This is a genomic window from Streptomyces sp. S07_1.15, assembly GCF_020739505.1.
Taxonomy (GTDB): Bacteria; Actinomycetota; Actinomycetes; order Streptomycetales; family Streptomycetaceae; genus Streptomyces; species Streptomyces xinghaiensis.
On the sequence record NZ_JAJBZK010000001.1, the window covers coordinates 5,700,804 to 5,716,005 of the forward strand.

The window sequence follows — 15,202 nt, forward strand, 5'->3', positions numbered from 1 at the left end:
GAGGGCGCGGCCGGGGAGGGCGGACCCTCCGGCGGGCGGAGCCGGCCCCGGATGTCCGTGGAGCAGCCGCTCTGGCGGGCGCTGACCGGCTACCGCGTGCTGACCATGGCCTACGCCATCGCCCTCTTCGGCTACGACCACGACGAGTACGCCCGCCCGCTCGGCGCCGCCGCCTATCTCGCCGTGCTGGCGGTGTGGACGCTGGCGACCGCCGGCCGGGTCTCCTCCGCCGAGCGCTGCACCCTGCGGTTCCTGGTCGCCGACCTGACCGTGGCGGTCGCCGGCATCCTGCTGACGCCCGTCGTCGACACCGCGGAGCGCATCGCCGCCGGTGGCCCCACCCTGCCGTCCATCTGGACGGCCGGCGCGGTGCTGGGCTTCGCCCTCAAGGGCGGCTGGCGCTGGGCGGCGGTCGTCTCCGCGGTCGTCGGCGTCGCCAATCTGATCGAGCGCGGCACGCCCGCCCAGGACACCATGCACAACGTTCTGCTGGTCTGGATCGCCAGCGTCGCCATCGGCTACGTGGTGGAGGTGGCCCGGGCCAGTGAGCGCACCCTCGCCCGGGCCCTGGAGGTCGACGCCGCCACCCGCGAACGGGAGCGGCTGGCCCGCGACATCCACGACAGCGTGCTCCAGGTGCTCGCGATGGTGCAGCGGCGCGGGGCGGAGATCGGCGGCGAGGCGGCCGAGCTGGGGCGGATGGCGGGCGAACAGGAGGTGGCGCTGCGCACCCTGGTGGCCGGCGGCCTCGTCCCCGCGGCCCGGCGCTCCCCCGAGCAGGCCTCCCGGGGCGGCGGGGAGCCGCGCCCCGGCCCGGCCGGCTCCCCGGCCGCGGAGGGCGGTGACGGCGCACCGGAGCCCGCCGGTCCGTCCTCGGGGGGTGCGTCCACGGGTGCGGCGGACGGGAGCCGTGATCTGCGGACCCTGCTCGCCGCCTGTGCGAACTCCCGTGTCTCCTTCGCCGAGCCGGGCGCGCCCGTCCTGCTGGAGACGCGCGCGGCGGAGGAACTGGCCGCCGCCGTGGGTGCCGCCCTGGACAATGTGGACCGCCACGCGGGCGCGGACGCGCGGGCGTGGATCCTGCTGGAGGACGAGCCGGGCGAGGTGATCGTCACCGTCCGGGACGACGGCCCGGGCATCCCGGAGGGACGCCTCGCGGACGCGGAGCGGGAGGGGCGGCTCGGCGTCGCCCTCTCCATCCGCGGCCGGCTGCGCGAACTGGGCGGCAGCGCCGAGCTGCTGTCCGTACCCGGGCAGGGCACGGAAGTCGAGCTGCGGATACCGCGGACAGCACGGGGGAGTGAGAGCCGATGACGACGGAACCGGCGCCGGTGAGGGTGATGGTGGTCGACGACCACCCGATGTGGCGGGACGCGGTCGCGCGCGACCTGGCGGCGGCCGGGCACACCGTGGTCGCCACCGCCGGGGACGGCCCGCAGGCGGTGCGGCGGGCCCGTGCCGCGAGGCCGGACGTCCTGGTCCTCGACCTCAACCTGCCCGGGCTGCCGGGGGTCGAGGTCTGCCGGCAGCTCGTCGGCTCGCAGCCGGGGCTGCGGGTGCTGGTGCTCTCGGCCAGCGGTGAGCACGCGGACGTGCTGGAGGCGGTGAAGTCGGGCGCCACCGGCTATCTGCTCAAGTCCGCGGGGGCCGGGGAGCTGCTGGACGCGGTGGCCCGGACCGCGGCCGGCGACCCGGTGTTCACCCCGGGCCTGGCCGGGCTGGTGCTCGGCGAGTACCGGCGGCTGGCGTCCGAGCCGGAGCCGCCCTCCGCCGGCGCCCCGGACGCCCCCCGGCTGACGGACCGGGAGACCGAGGTCCTGCGGCTCGTCGCCAAGGGCCTTTCGTACAAGCAGATCGCCGAACGGCTGGTCATCTCGCACCGCACGGTGCAGAACCACGTCCAGAACACCCTGGGCAAACTCCAGCTCCACAACCGGGTGGAGCTCGTGCGCTACGCCATCGAGCGCGGCCTCGACGAGGCCTGACGCCCCGTCGGTTCCGGCCGGCGGCCCCTCCGGCTCCCCGCCCGCCATCCCCGTCCGTCACTCCATCCGGGTGAAGCCGGGGACCGGTCTCCCCGGGAAAGTGCGAAATCGACCGATTGCTCCCATCCCCTGTGATCTGGATCACTACTACCGTGAGCGCGTAATGGCGCGACTACGGAGAATGATCACGAAGGGAAGATCCCATGCGGGTCGGAGTACTGACCGGTGGCGGTGACTGCCCCGGACTGAACGCCGTGATCCGGGGCGTCGTCCGCAAAGGCGTCCAGGAGTACGGGTACGAATTCGTCGGGTTCCGCGACGGCTGGCGGGGTCCTCTGGAGGCCGACACGGTTCCGCTCGACATCCCGGCGGTGCGCGGCATCCTGCCGCGCGGCGGGACCATTCTCGGCTCCTCGCGGACCAATCCGCTCAAGGCCGAGCACGGCATCCGCCGGATCAAGGAGAATCTGGCGAAGCTGGAGGTCGACGCGCTCATCGCCATCGGCGGGGAGGACACCCTCGGGGTCGCGGCCCGACTCGCCGACGACTACGGCGTCAACTGCGTCGGCGTGCCGAAGACCATCGACAACGATCTCTCCGCCACCGACTACACCTTCGGCTTCGACACGGCCGTCAACATCGCCACCGAGGCGATCGACCGGCTGCACACCACCGCGGAGTCCCACATGCGGGTGCTGGTCGTCGAGGTGATGGGCCGTCACGCCGGCTGGATCGCGCTGCACTCCGGTCTCGCCGGCGGTGCCAACGTCATCCTCATCCCGGAGCAGCGCTTCGACCTGGAGAAGGTGTGCGCCTGGGTGGAGTCCCGGTTCAAGATCCGCTACGCCCCGATCGTGGTGGTCTCCGAGGGGGCCATGCCCCTCGACGGCGACATGGTCCTCAAGGACGGCTCGCAGGACGCCTTCGGCCACGTCCGGCTGTCGGGCGTCGGCGAGTGGCTGGCCAAGGAGATCGAGGCCCGCACCGGCCAGGAGGCGCGCACCACCGTCCTCGGCCACGTCCAGCGCGGCGGCACCCCCAGCGCGTACGACCGCTGGCTCGCCACCCGCTTCGGGCTGCACGCCATCGAGACCGTCCGGGACGGGGACTTCGGCAAGATGGTCGCCCTGCGCGGTACCGACATCGTGCGGGTGCCCATCCACGACGCGACGGCCAGGCTCAAGACCGTGAGCCCGGAACTGTACGCCGAGGCGGGCGTCTTCTTCGGCTGACGGTCCGGAGGCGCCGCCCGCCCCCACCACCCCGGGGCGGGCGGGCGGCGCCCGGCCGGAGCGACGGGCCGTCACCGCGGCCCGTCCCGGCGCCTCCCGCCCCGGATCCCTCCCGGCGGGCCACGGCCTCTTCCCGGACGGCTAGTAGCATCGAAGGCGTTGTCGTCAGCAGCTGTGTGCTCGTACCGGGAGAATCGTGGACATCCTCGCCTTCGGCGTCCAGAACGATGAGAAGCCGATGATCGAGCGGGCCTTCACCGGCCGGCACACCGTCCGCTGTGTGGACGTCTTCCTCAACCGGGACACCGCCCCCATCGCCGCCGACCACGAGATCATCAGCGTCAGCGTCAACGCCCAGCTCGACGCCTCGGTGCTGCGCACCCTCGCCGCGGGCGGCACCCGGATGATCGCCCAGCGGGCCACCGGCTTCAACAACATCGACCTGGAGGTCGCCGCCGAGCTCGGCATGACGGTCGCCCGGGTCTCCCACTACTCCCCGTACTCCGTCGCCGAGTTCGCCTGGACCCTGGCCATGGCCGTCAACCGGCGCGTGGTCCGGGCCGCCACCCGCACCCGCGACTTCGACTTCCGCCTCGACGGGCTGATGGGCCGCGACCTGCACGGCCGCACCGCCGGGGTGATCGGCACCGGCAAGATCGGCGAATGCTTCGCGCGCATCGCCCACGGCTTCGGGATGAAGCTGCTCGGCTGGGACATCGCGGAGAACCCGGCCTGCACCGAGCTGGGCATGGAGTACCGCGAGGACCTGCCCGAGCTGCTCGCCGAGGCCGACCTCGTCAGCCTCCACGTGCCGCTGCTGCCGGCGACCGAGCATCTGCTGGACCGGCACGGCCTGTCCGTCATGAAGGACGACGCGATCCTCGTCAACACCAGCCGCGGCGGGCTCGTCGACACCGGCGCTCTCATCGAGCAGCTGAAGGCGGGCCGCTTCACGGGCGTCGGGCTGGACGTCTACGAGGCCGAGGCCGGGCTCTTCTACCTGGACAAGTCGCTCGACGTGGTCACCGACGACACCCTGGCCCGGCTGATGACCTTCAGCAACGTCCTGGTCACCTCCCACCAGGCGTACTACACCCGCGACGCCACCGCCCAGATCGTCGAGACCACCGTCGGCAACATCGACGACTACCTGGCCGGCCGCACCAGCGAGAACGTCCTGGTCCCGGCGGCCGGCCGCGCGGCCGGCTGAGGGACCCTTCCGGCGGGCCTCCCCGCGCCGCTCCCCGGCCCGGGTGTCGCGGCACCTTTCCCGGCCCGGGTGCCCCGTCCGGTTCCGTGGTCTTCCCCCGCCCGTGGGATGGCGCTGCTCCGACCGGTTGACGCCGGTCCGGGCCGCCCGGCCCGTCCGGTGAAAACGGCGATGTATGCCCGTGCCAGCCATCCCACCGGAACACCTCGGGACCTCGCATGCGCCATCCCGGACGGCCCCTGGCCCCGGCCGCCACCCCGTCCGCCGGGCGGGTGATCCCGCCGGGCGGCCCCGGCCCCGTCGCCCCGGGGCATCCGCCGGGGTATCACGTCCTCGGGGCGGTGAACGGCACCGCCGTCCCCGGGACCGCGGCCGCCCGGGCGCTCCGGCGGCCCGGCTGACGAGGACCGCCGTACGGAACGGGCACCCCCGAGGAGAGGACCGGCATCGTGGACCGACGGGAACTGGTCCGGGTACTGCGCGAGGAGCGGGTGCCGGACGCCTTCTACGACATCCCCGGTGTGCGCGACATCCCGTCCCCCTCGGACGTGTACTTCTTCCTGCGGCCCGCTCCGGACGGCTGGGCCGTGGGACTCCGGCAGCGCTCCGGGGACCAGGACGTGCGCGCCTTCTCCTCGGAGGACGAGGCCTGCCGCGAGCTGCTCGGCCGGCTCACCACGCTGCCGCCCCCGCCCCCGGAGGAGGGAACGGAGGCCGGGCAGCCCGCCCCGGAGCCGGATGCCGTCCGGCCGGACGTCCCGGGTACCCCGCCGGACGCCCCGGGCACCCGGGGTACCCCGGATGATCCGGACGGATCCGGCGGGCCCTGACCGCGCACGGCGGGGCGCACGGCACCTCGCCGAGCGCGCCCCGCCGCCGTGTCATCTCCGCAGCGGAAGCGTCATCACCAGCCGGGCGTCGCCGGGTCCGAAGTAGTTCTCGTGGTGGTCGAGCCGGGCGAAACCCAGCGACTCGTACAGTTCCACCGCGGCGGTGTTGGCGGGCTCGACGGTCAGCCGGACCTCGCCGACCCCCTCCGCGCGCAGCCGGCGCAGGGCCTCCGCCATCAGCTGCCGCCCGAAGCCGCGGCCCCGTGACCCGCTGTCGATCCCGAGGCCGAGGATCCAGCTGCGGCTCTTGTCGGACTGGGTGCCGACGAGGACGTAGCCGACGAGGGAGTCCCCGTCGTCCAGCACCAGGAGCTGGTCCCCGTGCAGGTCGTAGAGCTGGCGCAGCACGAAATAGGGGTAGGCGTGCTCGGCGAAGACCTCTCCGTCGAGCCGGGAGAGGGGCGGCAGGTCCTCCTCGGTGATCGTTCTCACCCATGGCGGCCGGCTCTCCGGGGCCAGGGACACGGCCGAGACGGCGGACAGCGGTAATCGATCTCCGGAAAGAGCAGTCATGCGCCACTTCCTGGTGAAAGGGTCTGGGACCACGCGTCATCACCCGTACAGGTGGAACGCGGTGGGACGGCGTGCGCCTTCCGGCGGGGTGGCCGACGGCCGGCGGTCAGACCAGGATTCCCGGACCGAACAGGACGTTCAAGGTTGGAACGGGCCAGACGCCGCATTGCGCCGACGCGCCCCCCGTGCTCCGGCAGGGCCTGTTCCATGCTTCCGCGAACCCCCTATGGCTTGTTCAAAGCTGAGACCGGGCGGGGGTTTCTCGCTACGCTTGGACGATGGTTCTGAGAACGTTTGATCCCGGGCCCGGGAAATCGCAAGAGCTCAATGGTGAGACCGACTGGAACGCGTTCGATTCCGACGCGTACGTCGAGCACAACTACCGCCATCTGCGCTCCGACGACGAGCAGATCATCCGCATCGTCCGGGATCACTTCCGGGACCATTTCCGGCTCCACCCGGCGGCCGCTCCCGTGCCGGGGATCGACGTCGGGTCGGGCGCCAATCTGTACCCGGCGCTCACTCTGCTCCCCTGGTGCTCGGAGGTCACGCTCTTCGAGCGGGCCCTGACCAACGTGCAGTGGCTGGAGCGCCAGGTGCCCGGCTACGAGGCCAACTGGGACGCCTTCTGGGGCGTCCTGCGCGAGGTGGAGCCGTACGCCGGGATCGAGGACCCCCGGGCGGGGCTGCGGCTGGCCGCCCGCCCCAAGCAGGGCAATCTGTTCGATCTCCCCGAGCGGCGCTGGGGGATCGGCACGATGTTCTTCGTGGCCGAGTCGATGACGACCTCCCACGAGGAGTTCCGGGTGGGCGTGCGGCGCTTCGCGGAGTGCCTGCGCCCCGGAGCGCCCTTCGCGGCCGCCTTCATGGAGGGCTCCACGGGCTACTCGGTCGGCGGGGAATCCTTCCCGGCCTGCAGTGTGGAGGAGGAGCAGGTACGGGAGGGCCTGGCTCCCTATTCCGAAAGCGACATGCACATCACGCGCATCGGCATTCCTGGCGAACGTCCTCTCCGCCAGGGATATGAGGGCATGATCGTGGCCTGCGGCCGACGCCGTTCCGTTTCATCGTGATAAACGCACACCATTGAAGGGCGGCCCGCTTTCCGGTCGGCGGTCCGGGGGCGGGCCCGGGGTGAGGGGTATGGGGGATGCAGATCAAACCGCGCCAGCAATTGCTGGACATCTGGCGGGCCATTGCCCGCTATTCATTCGCGGACGGGGAATGGGACTGGGGGGACGCGGGCGGGCTCAGCAGTGTCGCGGACGCCGAACGCCTGCTCTGCCTCATGTACCCGGCCACCGAGTTCCCCGCGTTCCGCCTGGACGATCCGGACACCACGGACCGTGACGTCCGGGAGGTTCTCAGCGGCGCGGGCAGCCGGCTGGAGCTCCCGGCCAAGCTTCTTTCGGTTGTCGCCGAATTCATGAACACCCACACCACGGACGACAAGAGACCGAGTTTCGCCGGGGGCCACTACTTCAACGCCCGGGATTCCGAAGCCGAACTCACCCCGGAACAGCGGCAGTTGGGTGTCGTCGACTCCTTCTCCCTGTCGATCACGCTCTCCCTGGCCACCCTCGGCTTTCTCAAGGTGTATCTGAGCAAGCCCCGCCGCGCCGAAGTCCAGGCGATGGCCGACGAACTCAGGACCGCCACCGAGGCCCGCCTCACCGCCGCCATGGTGAGCCTGCTCCGCTCCTTCACCGTCAACGTCTTCGACGCCGAGGCCCCCCAGGGCCGCACCCTCTGCAGGCTCCTCGGCCAGGGCCGGGTCTCCGAGCGGATCGCCGCCCAGCAGTTCCAGCGCCGCTTCAGGTCCCTGCGCGCCACCATCCGGGACAGCATCTCCCTCGGTGTCGACGTCGCCGACGGCCTCGGCGACGACAACCAGCTCTTCGAGTGCGGCTGGGCCTGGAGCCTGGTGAAGGACGCCCCGCCGGTGAAGACCGAGAGCGAGATCGGCCCGCAGCCCGACGGCGTCGCCAAGCCCACCCCGTACCTCTACTTCACCGTCGTCGCCCTCGACGGCATCCAGGACCTCTTCTCCGAGCGCACCCTCACCCTCGGCCTGCTCAACGTCGAACAGCAGCGCCTCGCCGAGGCCCTGCGGCTCCGGTGGGAGATCACCCAGCAGTACTGGTCGCGCATCGCCCGGTTCGGGGAGGCCGGCTGGCCGCTGGAGGACATCCCCTGGCGCACCACCGGCCAGCGGCAGGAGTCGGAGTACTTCTCGCTCTCCGTCGCCGCCATCCTCGTCCACGACCTGGTGCGCCGCCGTGCCACCGACGACGACCTCACCCGCACCGTCGACGTCATGGAACGGCTCGCCGAACGCGGCCGCGTCACCAGCCGCATGAAGGTCGGTGACCCGGCCATCGAGCTGCACGCCCCCGGTGTGGCCATGCCCCTCCAGGGCGGTGAGGCGCTCGGACCGCCCATGCAGTGGTCGATGCCGGACTTCTCCGCCCAGCTGCTCAAGCGGACCATCCAGCTGTGCTCCCTGTCCCGCAGCATCTCCTCCCACGACCGGCTGCTGCGGCTGGCCGAGCGGATCTTCGATCACCTCTGGCAGCGCCGCAACCGGAGCGGGGAGAGCGCGGGGCTCTGGGACAACATCCACGCCGTCTACCCGGACGCGCCGGCCCGCGGCTGGTCGCTGTCCTGGAGCATCACCGAGCGCGTCACCGAGTGCATGGTCGCGGCGCGCCAGCTCTACACCCAGCCGCCGATCCGCAGCGGCACGCTCATCGGCATCGCCCGCGACCTCCTCAGCGAGGCCACCCACCTCCTCGGCAACGAGCAGCTCGAACCCACCTCCACGGCCGACGGCTCGCGCGGGATGGCGCTCAAGGGCATCGAGATCAAGCTCGCCCGGGCCCGCGAGCTCCTGGAGGAACAGCCGGGCACCTCCTGCGCGCTCAGCACGGAGGTTCTCGGCGAACTCGACACCCTGGCCCTGGCCCGGCAGACGGCCTCCCGGGGAGTGTGACGGTGATCGTCTTCGCGGCCTCCGACAAGGGAGGCACCGGCCGCTCCGTCACCAGCGCGAACCTGGCCTACCGCCGCGCGCTCGCCGGGGACGACGTCTGCTATCTCGACTTCGACTTCGGCTCCCCCACGGCCGCCGCCGTCTTCGACATGCCCGGCGCGCTGCGCGGCGTCCAGGGGGGAGGGCTCCACTCCTACCTCCAGGGCCGCGCCACCGAGCCGGCACGGACCGACGTCTGGGCCGAGACCGAGCACGAGGTGCTGCGCCACCGCCCGGCCGGCTCCGGGAATCTCGTCCTGCTGCCCGGCGACCGCAGCGGCGGCGAGTTCACCGTCGGCCCGGACACGCTGCGCCGCTGCGTCGATCTCCTCCTCCGGCTGAACGGCGAGTTCGACCTCGTCGTGGTCGACCTGAGCGCCGGCCGCAGCTACGCCGTGGACCTCGCCCTGGAGGCCACCTCGCGGCGCGAGATGCGCTCGGTTCCCGCCCGCTGGCTCGTCTACCACCGCTGGACCCGCCAGCATGTGATCGCCGCCGCCGGGCTGGTCTTCGGTGAGCGGGGCATCGTCGCCGGCGGCGTCACCCGCGGGCACGACAAGGCGCTGCTCACCGGCGCCATCCGCTTCGTCCGGGCCGCGGTGCCCGATCCCGAGTCGCCGCTGTGGTCCCAGGTGCCGCCCGCCCAGTCCGCCTGGATGCGTAAGTGCGACCAGGATCTCGACGTGCTCGCCGCGGACCTCGACATCGGCTACACCCGGCTGCTCGGCTCCGTACCGCTGGAACCCGTCCTGCAGTGGCGTGAGCAGCTCATCACCGACGAGGACGTCCTCGCCAGCCGGATCGCCAACATGGAGACCCTGCAGGCCCTCGAAGAGCTCTCCAGGAAGCTCACCGACGACGAGTCGTGGGGGCAGCCGTGACGGACGCGGTCTTCCGGGAGACGACGGCCGACCCCCGCACCCAGTCCATACCGCTCTCCCACATCTCGCTGGAGATCGGCCACTTGTACATGGAGGACTTCGAGGCGGGCCCCGAACGGCTGCGCGAACACTTCGCCCGGGTGCGGCCCTGGGTGGACGCGGTCCTCGCCTCGGCCGTGAACGGGAAGGGGGCGCGGCCCCGGGTCAGCACCTGCTTCCTCGTCGACGACTACTTCAGCCGGTTCTCCTCGCCCGCCGAGGTCGTCCCCCTCCTGCTGACCGAGGCCGAGCGCTGCGGGCTGACCATCGACTACCTGGCCCGGGAATCCGCCTGCGACGTGGCGGACGGCGTGCGGCTCGCGGAAGCCGTCGAGCACCGGCTCGTCGAGTCGCCGCCGCCCGGCAGCGACGGCTCCCGCCCGCCGGTGAAGGAGATCGGCTGGCTCGCCAACGGCGAGCGCACCCCCGGCGTGGAGCGGCTGGAGGCCATGGCCAACGACCTTCCGCCGTCCTGGCGGCCACCGGCCGAGACCGCCGCCCACCGCCACTCCGTCTTCCTGGACGTCGAACTCTGGGACGACCGCGACGGCCGCCGCACCTGGTCCTGCCCGTTCCTCGCGGCCGTCTGGCAGCTGGCCCGGCTCGGGCTCCTCCGCCACCGCGGCGAGCCGGTGCTCCGGCCCCGGCCCCGGCCCGAGGGCGGCTTTCCCCGGGACTGGGCCGACCTGGCACCCCTGACCCGGCTCAACCCCGCGGCCCAGCCGTTCGCCGCCTACCGCACCTGTTCCGTGCTGCCCTCCCGTTTCCTGCCGGTCGAGCACGCCGTCCGTGTCATCCTCGGCCAGGTGGAGGTGGACCCCGGGGCGCTCGGCCAGGTCGCCGAGCGCTCCGCCGGTGAGCGGATCGCGCTTCCGGACGCCGTCGCCGACCGCGTCACCCACGTCTTCTGCGCGGAGGCGTGAGATGCGGGCGCCCGGTGACACCGCGGAGACCGTGCTGGCCTGTGGCGAGGTCCGCACCTGCCTGCTCCAGACCTCCGCGTCGCTGCCCGCGGCGGCGGCGGGCGAACTGCTCCGGATCCGCGCGGACGAGCGGGTGCGGATCTCCGAGCGCCCCAATCTGCACGCCGTCTCCCCGGACGTCCTCACCGGTGTGGACTGCCGGCTGCCCGCGGCCACCGGTGCCAAGGTGCGCGCCGTCGGGACGGTCGCCGCCCGCGCGGTGCTCGTCGAGGGCCGGGTGCTCCAGACGACCGCGCAGTTCCGCTCCCCGGGCCGCGGCCCCGACCTGCGCCGTCCCTGGGGCCACTACCTCGTCCGGCCCGGGGTGCTGGAGCCCCTGGGCCGGCTGCCCGGACGGGCCGTCGCCGACGGCGTCCTGGCCGACCGCCGGCAGCCCGGCGAGCTCGATCTGGGGGCGATCGCCGAACGGCTCCTCGGCGAACTGCTGCGGCACCCGCTGCTCGACCAGCGGCCCCCCTTCAAGTCCCGGCGCACCCGGCTGCGCTGGGCGGCGTTACGGGCCGCGGACGGCGCCGGCCCGTCGATCGAACGCTTCACCCTCGCCGAGGACGGGCTGCGCACCGTGGAGCTGCGGCTGCCGGAGCACACCGAACCGGCCGCCTGCGCGGGGCTCTGCGAGGACCTCGCCCTGCACGACTGGCTGCTCACGACCCTCGTACGGATGGTCGAGCGCAGCCGGCTGGGATCGGCGGACGGGCACGACGCCGTGATGGCGCTCCGCCCGGCCGTGGACCATCTGTTGCACCTGTGGATGCCGAGAGCACGAGTGGACACGACCCTGGGCCCGCTGTGGGAGGTGCTTGAGCGGAAGCCCGGATTCACCCGGCAGTGGCAGACGCTGGTCCAGCGCATCAGGGACCAGCTCGCCCTGCAGGCCATTCCGTTGCTGCGCGAAGCCCTGACGGCACGCTGACGGGGGTGCGGGCACGCACGGACCCGACCGGGGGAGTAGGACGACAGATGCACGCATCGACGAGAACACCGGGGGCACCGGCCGCCCTGGGCCCGCCGCAGCAGGCCGGCATTCCGCCGTTCCTGCTGAAAACCGTGATCACCGCCTTGATCGGCGGTTTCACCTACGCACTCACCAACGCCGTCGACCAGCCCGAGGTCTGGAAGCTGACGGTCTCCGTCTTCGTCGCCGGCGCGGCCATGATCGTGCAGTACATGGTCGACTTCGAGCGCCGGCTCGGTGCCGTGGAGCACAGTCTCACCCGTCACAACACCGAGATGAAGGAGCTGGTCGCCGAGGGATTCGCCAAGATCAACCACGCCACCGAGCTGTTCGGCCTGGTCGAGGGGTCGGCCCTGCGGGCCGACGGGGTGACCCGGCTGGTGCGCAACGCCACGATGGTCGGCTCCGAGGGGCCCGAGATCATGAAGGCGTTCGCCCAGGCCGAGGTCACCCGCCTCGGCACCCTGATGGCCAACCTCCACCAGAAGCACGCCGACTACGACGGGGAGGACCACGACTGGATCGTGACCCTCACCCAGTGCGCCTCCCGCACCATCGACGCCACCAGCACCTCCGTGGACCACGACTTCTGGCCCACCGAGCTGGGTCAGCGCTATCTGCGGGCCCAGCGCGATGCCATCCACGAGCACGGGGTGAGCATCCGCCGGCTGTTCATCGTCAACACACCGCAGGAGATCGACGAGGAACTGCTGCAGCTGGTGGAGCACCAGAAGGGCCTGGGCATCGAGGTGCGCGTCCTCGCGCTGTCCGAGCTGCCGCCGACCGCCGGAATCGACACCACGAACGACTTCATCGTCTTCGACCACTCCCTGTCCTACGAGGTCGAGCCCGACCTGCGCGGGATGAACGCCAAGACCACCCTGGACCTGCGCGACGACCGGGTGGCCCGGCGGGTCAAGCGCTTCGAGGAGCTGTGGAAGGCCGGGGAGGAGGAACCGGAGCCGGACGAGTAGCCGGCGGGGTGCGGGCACCCCGGGGTCCGAGGAGGCCCCGGGGTCGCTCCGCCACCGCCGCCCCGGCGCCGTCTACACGCGCACGGCCGCCAGAAGGCCGGCGACGAGGGACGTCCCGTCGAGCGTCAGCACCGACTCCGGGTGGAACTGCACCCCCGCGAAGCCGGGACCGCGCAGCGCGTGGACGTCGCCGGTGGCCGGATCGCGGCTCAGCTCCACGCCGTGCAGGGCCAGCTCCCGTTCCGCCGCCTCCTCGCAGCGCGCGGTGAAGGTGTTGTAGAAGCCGACGGTCTCCCGGCGGCCGAAGAAGTCGATCCGTTCCTGCGCGCCCTGGTACGGCACGTCCTTCCGGGCGATCTCCAGCCCCAGTTCGGCGGCGAGCAGTTCGTGGCCGAGGCAGACGCCCAGCAGCCCGTGCCGGTGGTCCCGCACCAGATCGGCGGCCAGGGCGCGCAGCAAGCGCATCTTGGGATCGGCGGTGTCGGCCGGGTTCCCCGGACCCGGGCCGAGGACGACGGGGCCGCGGTGGGAGAGCGCCGCCTCGCGCAGCCCCGGCTCGTCGTAGCGCCGTACGGTCACCGCGAGACCGGTGGAGCGCAGCAGATGCGCCAGCATGGCGGTGAAGGTGTCCTCGCCGTCGACGACCAGGGCGTGGAGACCGGCGAGGGCCGGGCCGTGCGGGGCGTCGGCGCCGGTCCCTTCCTCCGCGGTCCGCATCCGCAGCCAGAACGGCGCCAGCCCGGCGCGGCGGGCGTCGAGCGCCGCCCGCACCCGCGGATCGTCCGCGAGCCGCGGTGGCGCGGCCGCGCCCGGGCGGTCCGGCGCGGCGAGCACGCCCAGCGCGGCGAGGACGCCGGCCGCCTTGGCGTGCGTCTCGGCAACCTCGCTCCGCGGGTCGGAGTGGCGGACGAGGGTGGCGCCGACCGGCACCCGCAGCCGGCCGTCGGGCGCGATGTCGGCGGTCCGGATGAGGATGGGGGAGTCCAGGGTCTGCGCGCCGCCCGCGTCCCGTCCGATGAGCGCGAGCGCGCCCGCGTAGTAGCCGCGGCCGCGGCCGTCCGTGTCGTGCGGGCTCACGGGTTCGTACCGCTCGATGACGCGGCAGGCGTTCTGCACCGGCGAGCCGGTGACCGTCGCCGCGAACATGGTCTCCCGCAGCACGTCCCGCACGTCCAGCGAGCTGCGGCCGCGCAACTCGTACTCGGTGTGCGCGAGATGCGCCATCTCCTTGAGCCGCGGGCCGATGACGGCGCCGCCCCGGTCGCCGACGGTGCACATCATCTTCAGCTCCTCGTCCACGACCATGGACAGCTCCTCCACCTCCTTGCGGTCGTGCAGGAAGCGCAGCAGGCCCTCGGCGTCCGGCCCGCCGGGCGGGTAGCGGTAGGTGCCGCTGATCGGGTTCATCACGACCGTTCCGCCGGACATCCGCACATGCGCCTCCGGGCTCGCCCCGACGAGGGTGCGCTCGCCGGTGTGCACGGCGTAGGTCCAGTAGGCGCCGCGCTCCCCGGCGAGCAGCCGACGGAAGAGGGCGAGCGCGTCGGCGGGGCCGTAGCCGGGGATCTCGCCGCGGAAGGTGCGGCGGATGACGAAGTTGGCGCCCTCGCCGCGGCCGATCTCGTCCCGGACGACGCGCTCCACGATCTCCGCGTAGGCGTCGTCGGTCACGTCGAAGGACCCGTTCCCGACCCGTACGGGATGGCGGGGCAGGGCGTCCAGGAGTGCGGGGAGCGGCAGTTCGAGGGTGCGCTCGGGGCGGAGGACGGCCAGCGGTGTCCCGTCGTCCCGCACGTCGAAGCCGCGCTCGCGGATCTGCCGGAACGGGATGAGGGCGAGCGCGTCGGTGACGGGCCGTCCGTCCGCGGCCGGCCCCTCGCCGAGCGGGATGTCGGCCAGCCGTTCGACATGCTCGACGGGGCCGGTGAGGACCTCGACCACGTCCTCGTCCCGTCCCGGCGCGTTGCGGCGCAGCAGCGCGAACGGCGGGCAGCCCGGGCTCAGCAGCCGGGCCACGATGGCGGCGGGGGACTCCAGGAAGTCGGCTGACCCCGGAGCGGTGGGGGAGGGACGGGAGGCGGGACCGGGGGAGGCGGGGACGCGGGCGGTGCCGGGTGATCGTTCCATGACGGGCGGTTCCTTCCGGATCTGCGGAGGGACGGCCGTCCGTCGAACGCCGAAGGCCGCCCCGGGAGGCGGCCTTCGCGTAAGAGGTTCAGTGGGTGCGCGCGAGGAGGTGGGCCGCCGTATCAGCGGGCCACCACCAGTTCTGGTGCAGAGGCGCGAACATGGCCGCCACCCTACCCGAACGGCCCCCGGCCGCACCGCTCCGTTCCCGCCACGGGAGCGCGGGCCCGGCGGGTGTGCGGGCCCGAACCCCCGGCCGTGCCATGCGCTGCGTCGCAGTGGCCGCGGCGGTCATGCCGGTCGCGGAGCAGCACGGCGGCGCCGGGGCCGGGATCACCCGCCTGACATCGGGTGATCCCGGACGCTCGACGCAGGCCCGGTG

At 72.9% G+C, this 15,202-nt stretch carries 13 protein-coding genes; 11 read left to right on the forward strand and 2 right to left on the reverse strand.

What is annotated here, in order from left to right:
• Window positions 1–51: 51 nt before the first annotated feature.
• The 5 genes from macS to LIX60_RS24445 all read left to right on the forward strand — a co-directional run bounded on the left by macS (window position 52) and on the right by LIX60_RS24445 (window position 5,257).
• Window positions 52–1,314 (forward strand): MacS family sensor histidine kinase, encoded by a 1,263-nt coding sequence (macS, locus tag LIX60_RS24425; RefSeq protein ID WP_227960602.1) that lies wholly within the window; start codon window positions 52–54, stop codon window positions 1,312–1,314.
• Window positions 1,311–1,985, forward strand: coding sequence for a response regulator transcription factor (locus LIX60_RS24430; protein WP_227960605.1), 675 nt, complete (start codon window positions 1,311–1,313; stop codon window positions 1,983–1,985). Before macS ends, LIX60_RS24430 begins: the two co-directional genes overlap by 4 nt.
• 203 nt (window positions 1,986–2,188) lie before the next feature.
• The gene (locus LIX60_RS24435) at window positions 2,189–3,217 is read left to right on the forward strand and encodes a 6-phosphofructokinase (protein ID WP_227960607.1); all 1,029 of its coding nucleotides are present in this window, start codon (window positions 2,189–2,191) and stop codon (window positions 3,215–3,217) included.
• A gap of 196 nt (window positions 3,218–3,413) precedes the next feature.
• Entirely contained in the window at window positions 3,414–4,427 is a 1,014-nt protein-coding gene (locus LIX60_RS24440; RefSeq protein ID WP_227960609.1) for a 2-hydroxyacid dehydrogenase, read from the forward strand.
• A gap of 449 nt (window positions 4,428–4,876) precedes the next feature.
• The gene (locus LIX60_RS24445; protein WP_227960611.1) at window positions 4,877–5,257 is read left to right on the forward strand and encodes a hypothetical protein; all 381 of its coding nucleotides are present in this window, start codon (window positions 4,877–4,879) and stop codon (window positions 5,255–5,257) included.
• Between the two features lie 51 nt (window positions 5,258–5,308).
• Here LIX60_RS24445 and LIX60_RS24450 read toward each other — a convergent pair whose 3' ends face one another.
• Entirely contained in the window at window positions 5,309–5,830 is a 522-nt protein-coding gene (locus tag LIX60_RS24450; protein WP_227960613.1) for an N-acetyltransferase, read from the reverse strand.
• Window positions 5,831–6,108: 278 nt separating this feature from the next.
• Here LIX60_RS24450 and LIX60_RS24455 point away from each other — a divergent pair, with 278 nt between their 5' ends.
• The 6 genes from LIX60_RS24455 (at window position 6,109) to LIX60_RS24480 (ending at window position 12,693) form a co-directional block, all read left to right on the forward strand.
• Window positions 6,109–6,903, forward strand: coding sequence for an SCO2525 family SAM-dependent methyltransferase (locus LIX60_RS24455; RefSeq protein ID WP_227960616.1), 795 nt, complete (start codon window positions 6,109–6,111; stop codon window positions 6,901–6,903).
• A 77-nt stretch (window positions 6,904–6,980) separates the two neighbouring features.
• Window positions 6,981–8,822 (forward strand): SCO2524 family protein, encoded by a 1,842-nt coding sequence (locus LIX60_RS24460; protein ID WP_227960618.1) that lies wholly within the window; start codon window positions 6,981–6,983, stop codon window positions 8,820–8,822.
• A 2-nt stretch (window positions 8,823–8,824) separates the two neighbouring features.
• Complete coding sequence (locus LIX60_RS24465) at window positions 8,825–9,742, forward strand: SCO2523 family variant P-loop protein (protein ID WP_227960620.1); 918 nt, start codon at window positions 8,825–8,827, stop codon at window positions 9,740–9,742.
• A complete protein-coding gene (locus LIX60_RS24470) occupies window positions 9,739–10,704 on the forward strand; it encodes an SCO2522 family protein (protein ID WP_227960622.1) in 966 nt (321 codons plus the stop codon). Before LIX60_RS24465 ends, LIX60_RS24470 begins: the two co-directional genes overlap by 4 nt.
• Before the next feature lies 1 nt (window position 10,705).
• Window positions 10,706–11,677 (forward strand): SCO2521 family protein, encoded by a 972-nt coding sequence (locus LIX60_RS24475; RefSeq protein WP_043469115.1) that lies wholly within the window; start codon window positions 10,706–10,708, stop codon window positions 11,675–11,677.
• A 47-nt stretch (window positions 11,678–11,724) separates the two neighbouring features.
• Window positions 11,725–12,693: a DUF6879 family protein gene (locus LIX60_RS24480; protein WP_227960624.1), complete on the forward strand. Its 969-nt coding sequence runs from the start codon at window positions 11,725–11,727 to the stop codon at window positions 12,691–12,693.
• Between the two features lie 72 nt (window positions 12,694–12,765).
• Here the strand turns inward: LIX60_RS24480 and LIX60_RS24485 are convergent, their stop codons facing one another.
• Window positions 12,766–14,820: an anthranilate synthase family protein gene (locus LIX60_RS24485; protein WP_227960626.1), complete on the reverse strand. Its 2,055-nt coding sequence runs from the start codon at window positions 14,818–14,820 to the stop codon at window positions 12,766–12,768.
• Window positions 14,821–15,202 lie beyond the last annotated feature (382 nt).

Excerpts from the sequence above, each read along its gene's own strand:
- LIX60_RS24475 (WP_043469115.1), top strand. The coding sequence starts at position 10,706 with ATGCGGGCGCCCGGTGACACCGCGGAGACCGTGCTGGCCTGTGGCGAG.
- LIX60_RS24460 (WP_227960618.1), top strand. The coding sequence starts at position 6,981 with ATGCAGATCAAACCGCGCCAGCAATTGCTGGACATCTGGCGGGCCATT.
- LIX60_RS24430 (WP_227960605.1), top strand. The coding sequence starts at position 1,311 with ATGACGACGGAACCGGCGCCGGTGAGGGTGATGGTGGTCGACGACCAC.
- LIX60_RS24480 (WP_227960624.1), top strand. The coding sequence starts at position 11,725 with ATGCACGCATCGACGAGAACACCGGGGGCACCGGCCGCCCTGGGCCCG.
- macS (WP_227960602.1), top strand. The coding sequence starts at position 52 with ATGTCCGTGGAGCAGCCGCTCTGGCGGGCGCTGACCGGCTACCGCGTG.
- LIX60_RS24435 (WP_227960607.1), top strand. The coding sequence starts at position 2,189 with ATGCGGGTCGGAGTACTGACCGGTGGCGGTGACTGCCCCGGACTGAAC.
- LIX60_RS24450 (WP_227960613.1), bottom strand. The coding sequence starts at position 5,830 with ATGACTGCTCTTTCCGGAGATCGATTACCGCTGTCCGCCGTCTCGGCC.
- LIX60_RS24485 (WP_227960626.1), bottom strand. The coding sequence starts at position 14,820 with ATGGAACGATCACCCGGCACCGCCCGCGTCCCCGCCTCCCCCGGTCCC.
- LIX60_RS24455 (WP_227960616.1), top strand. The coding sequence starts at position 6,109 with ATGGTTCTGAGAACGTTTGATCCCGGGCCCGGGAAATCGCAAGAGCTC.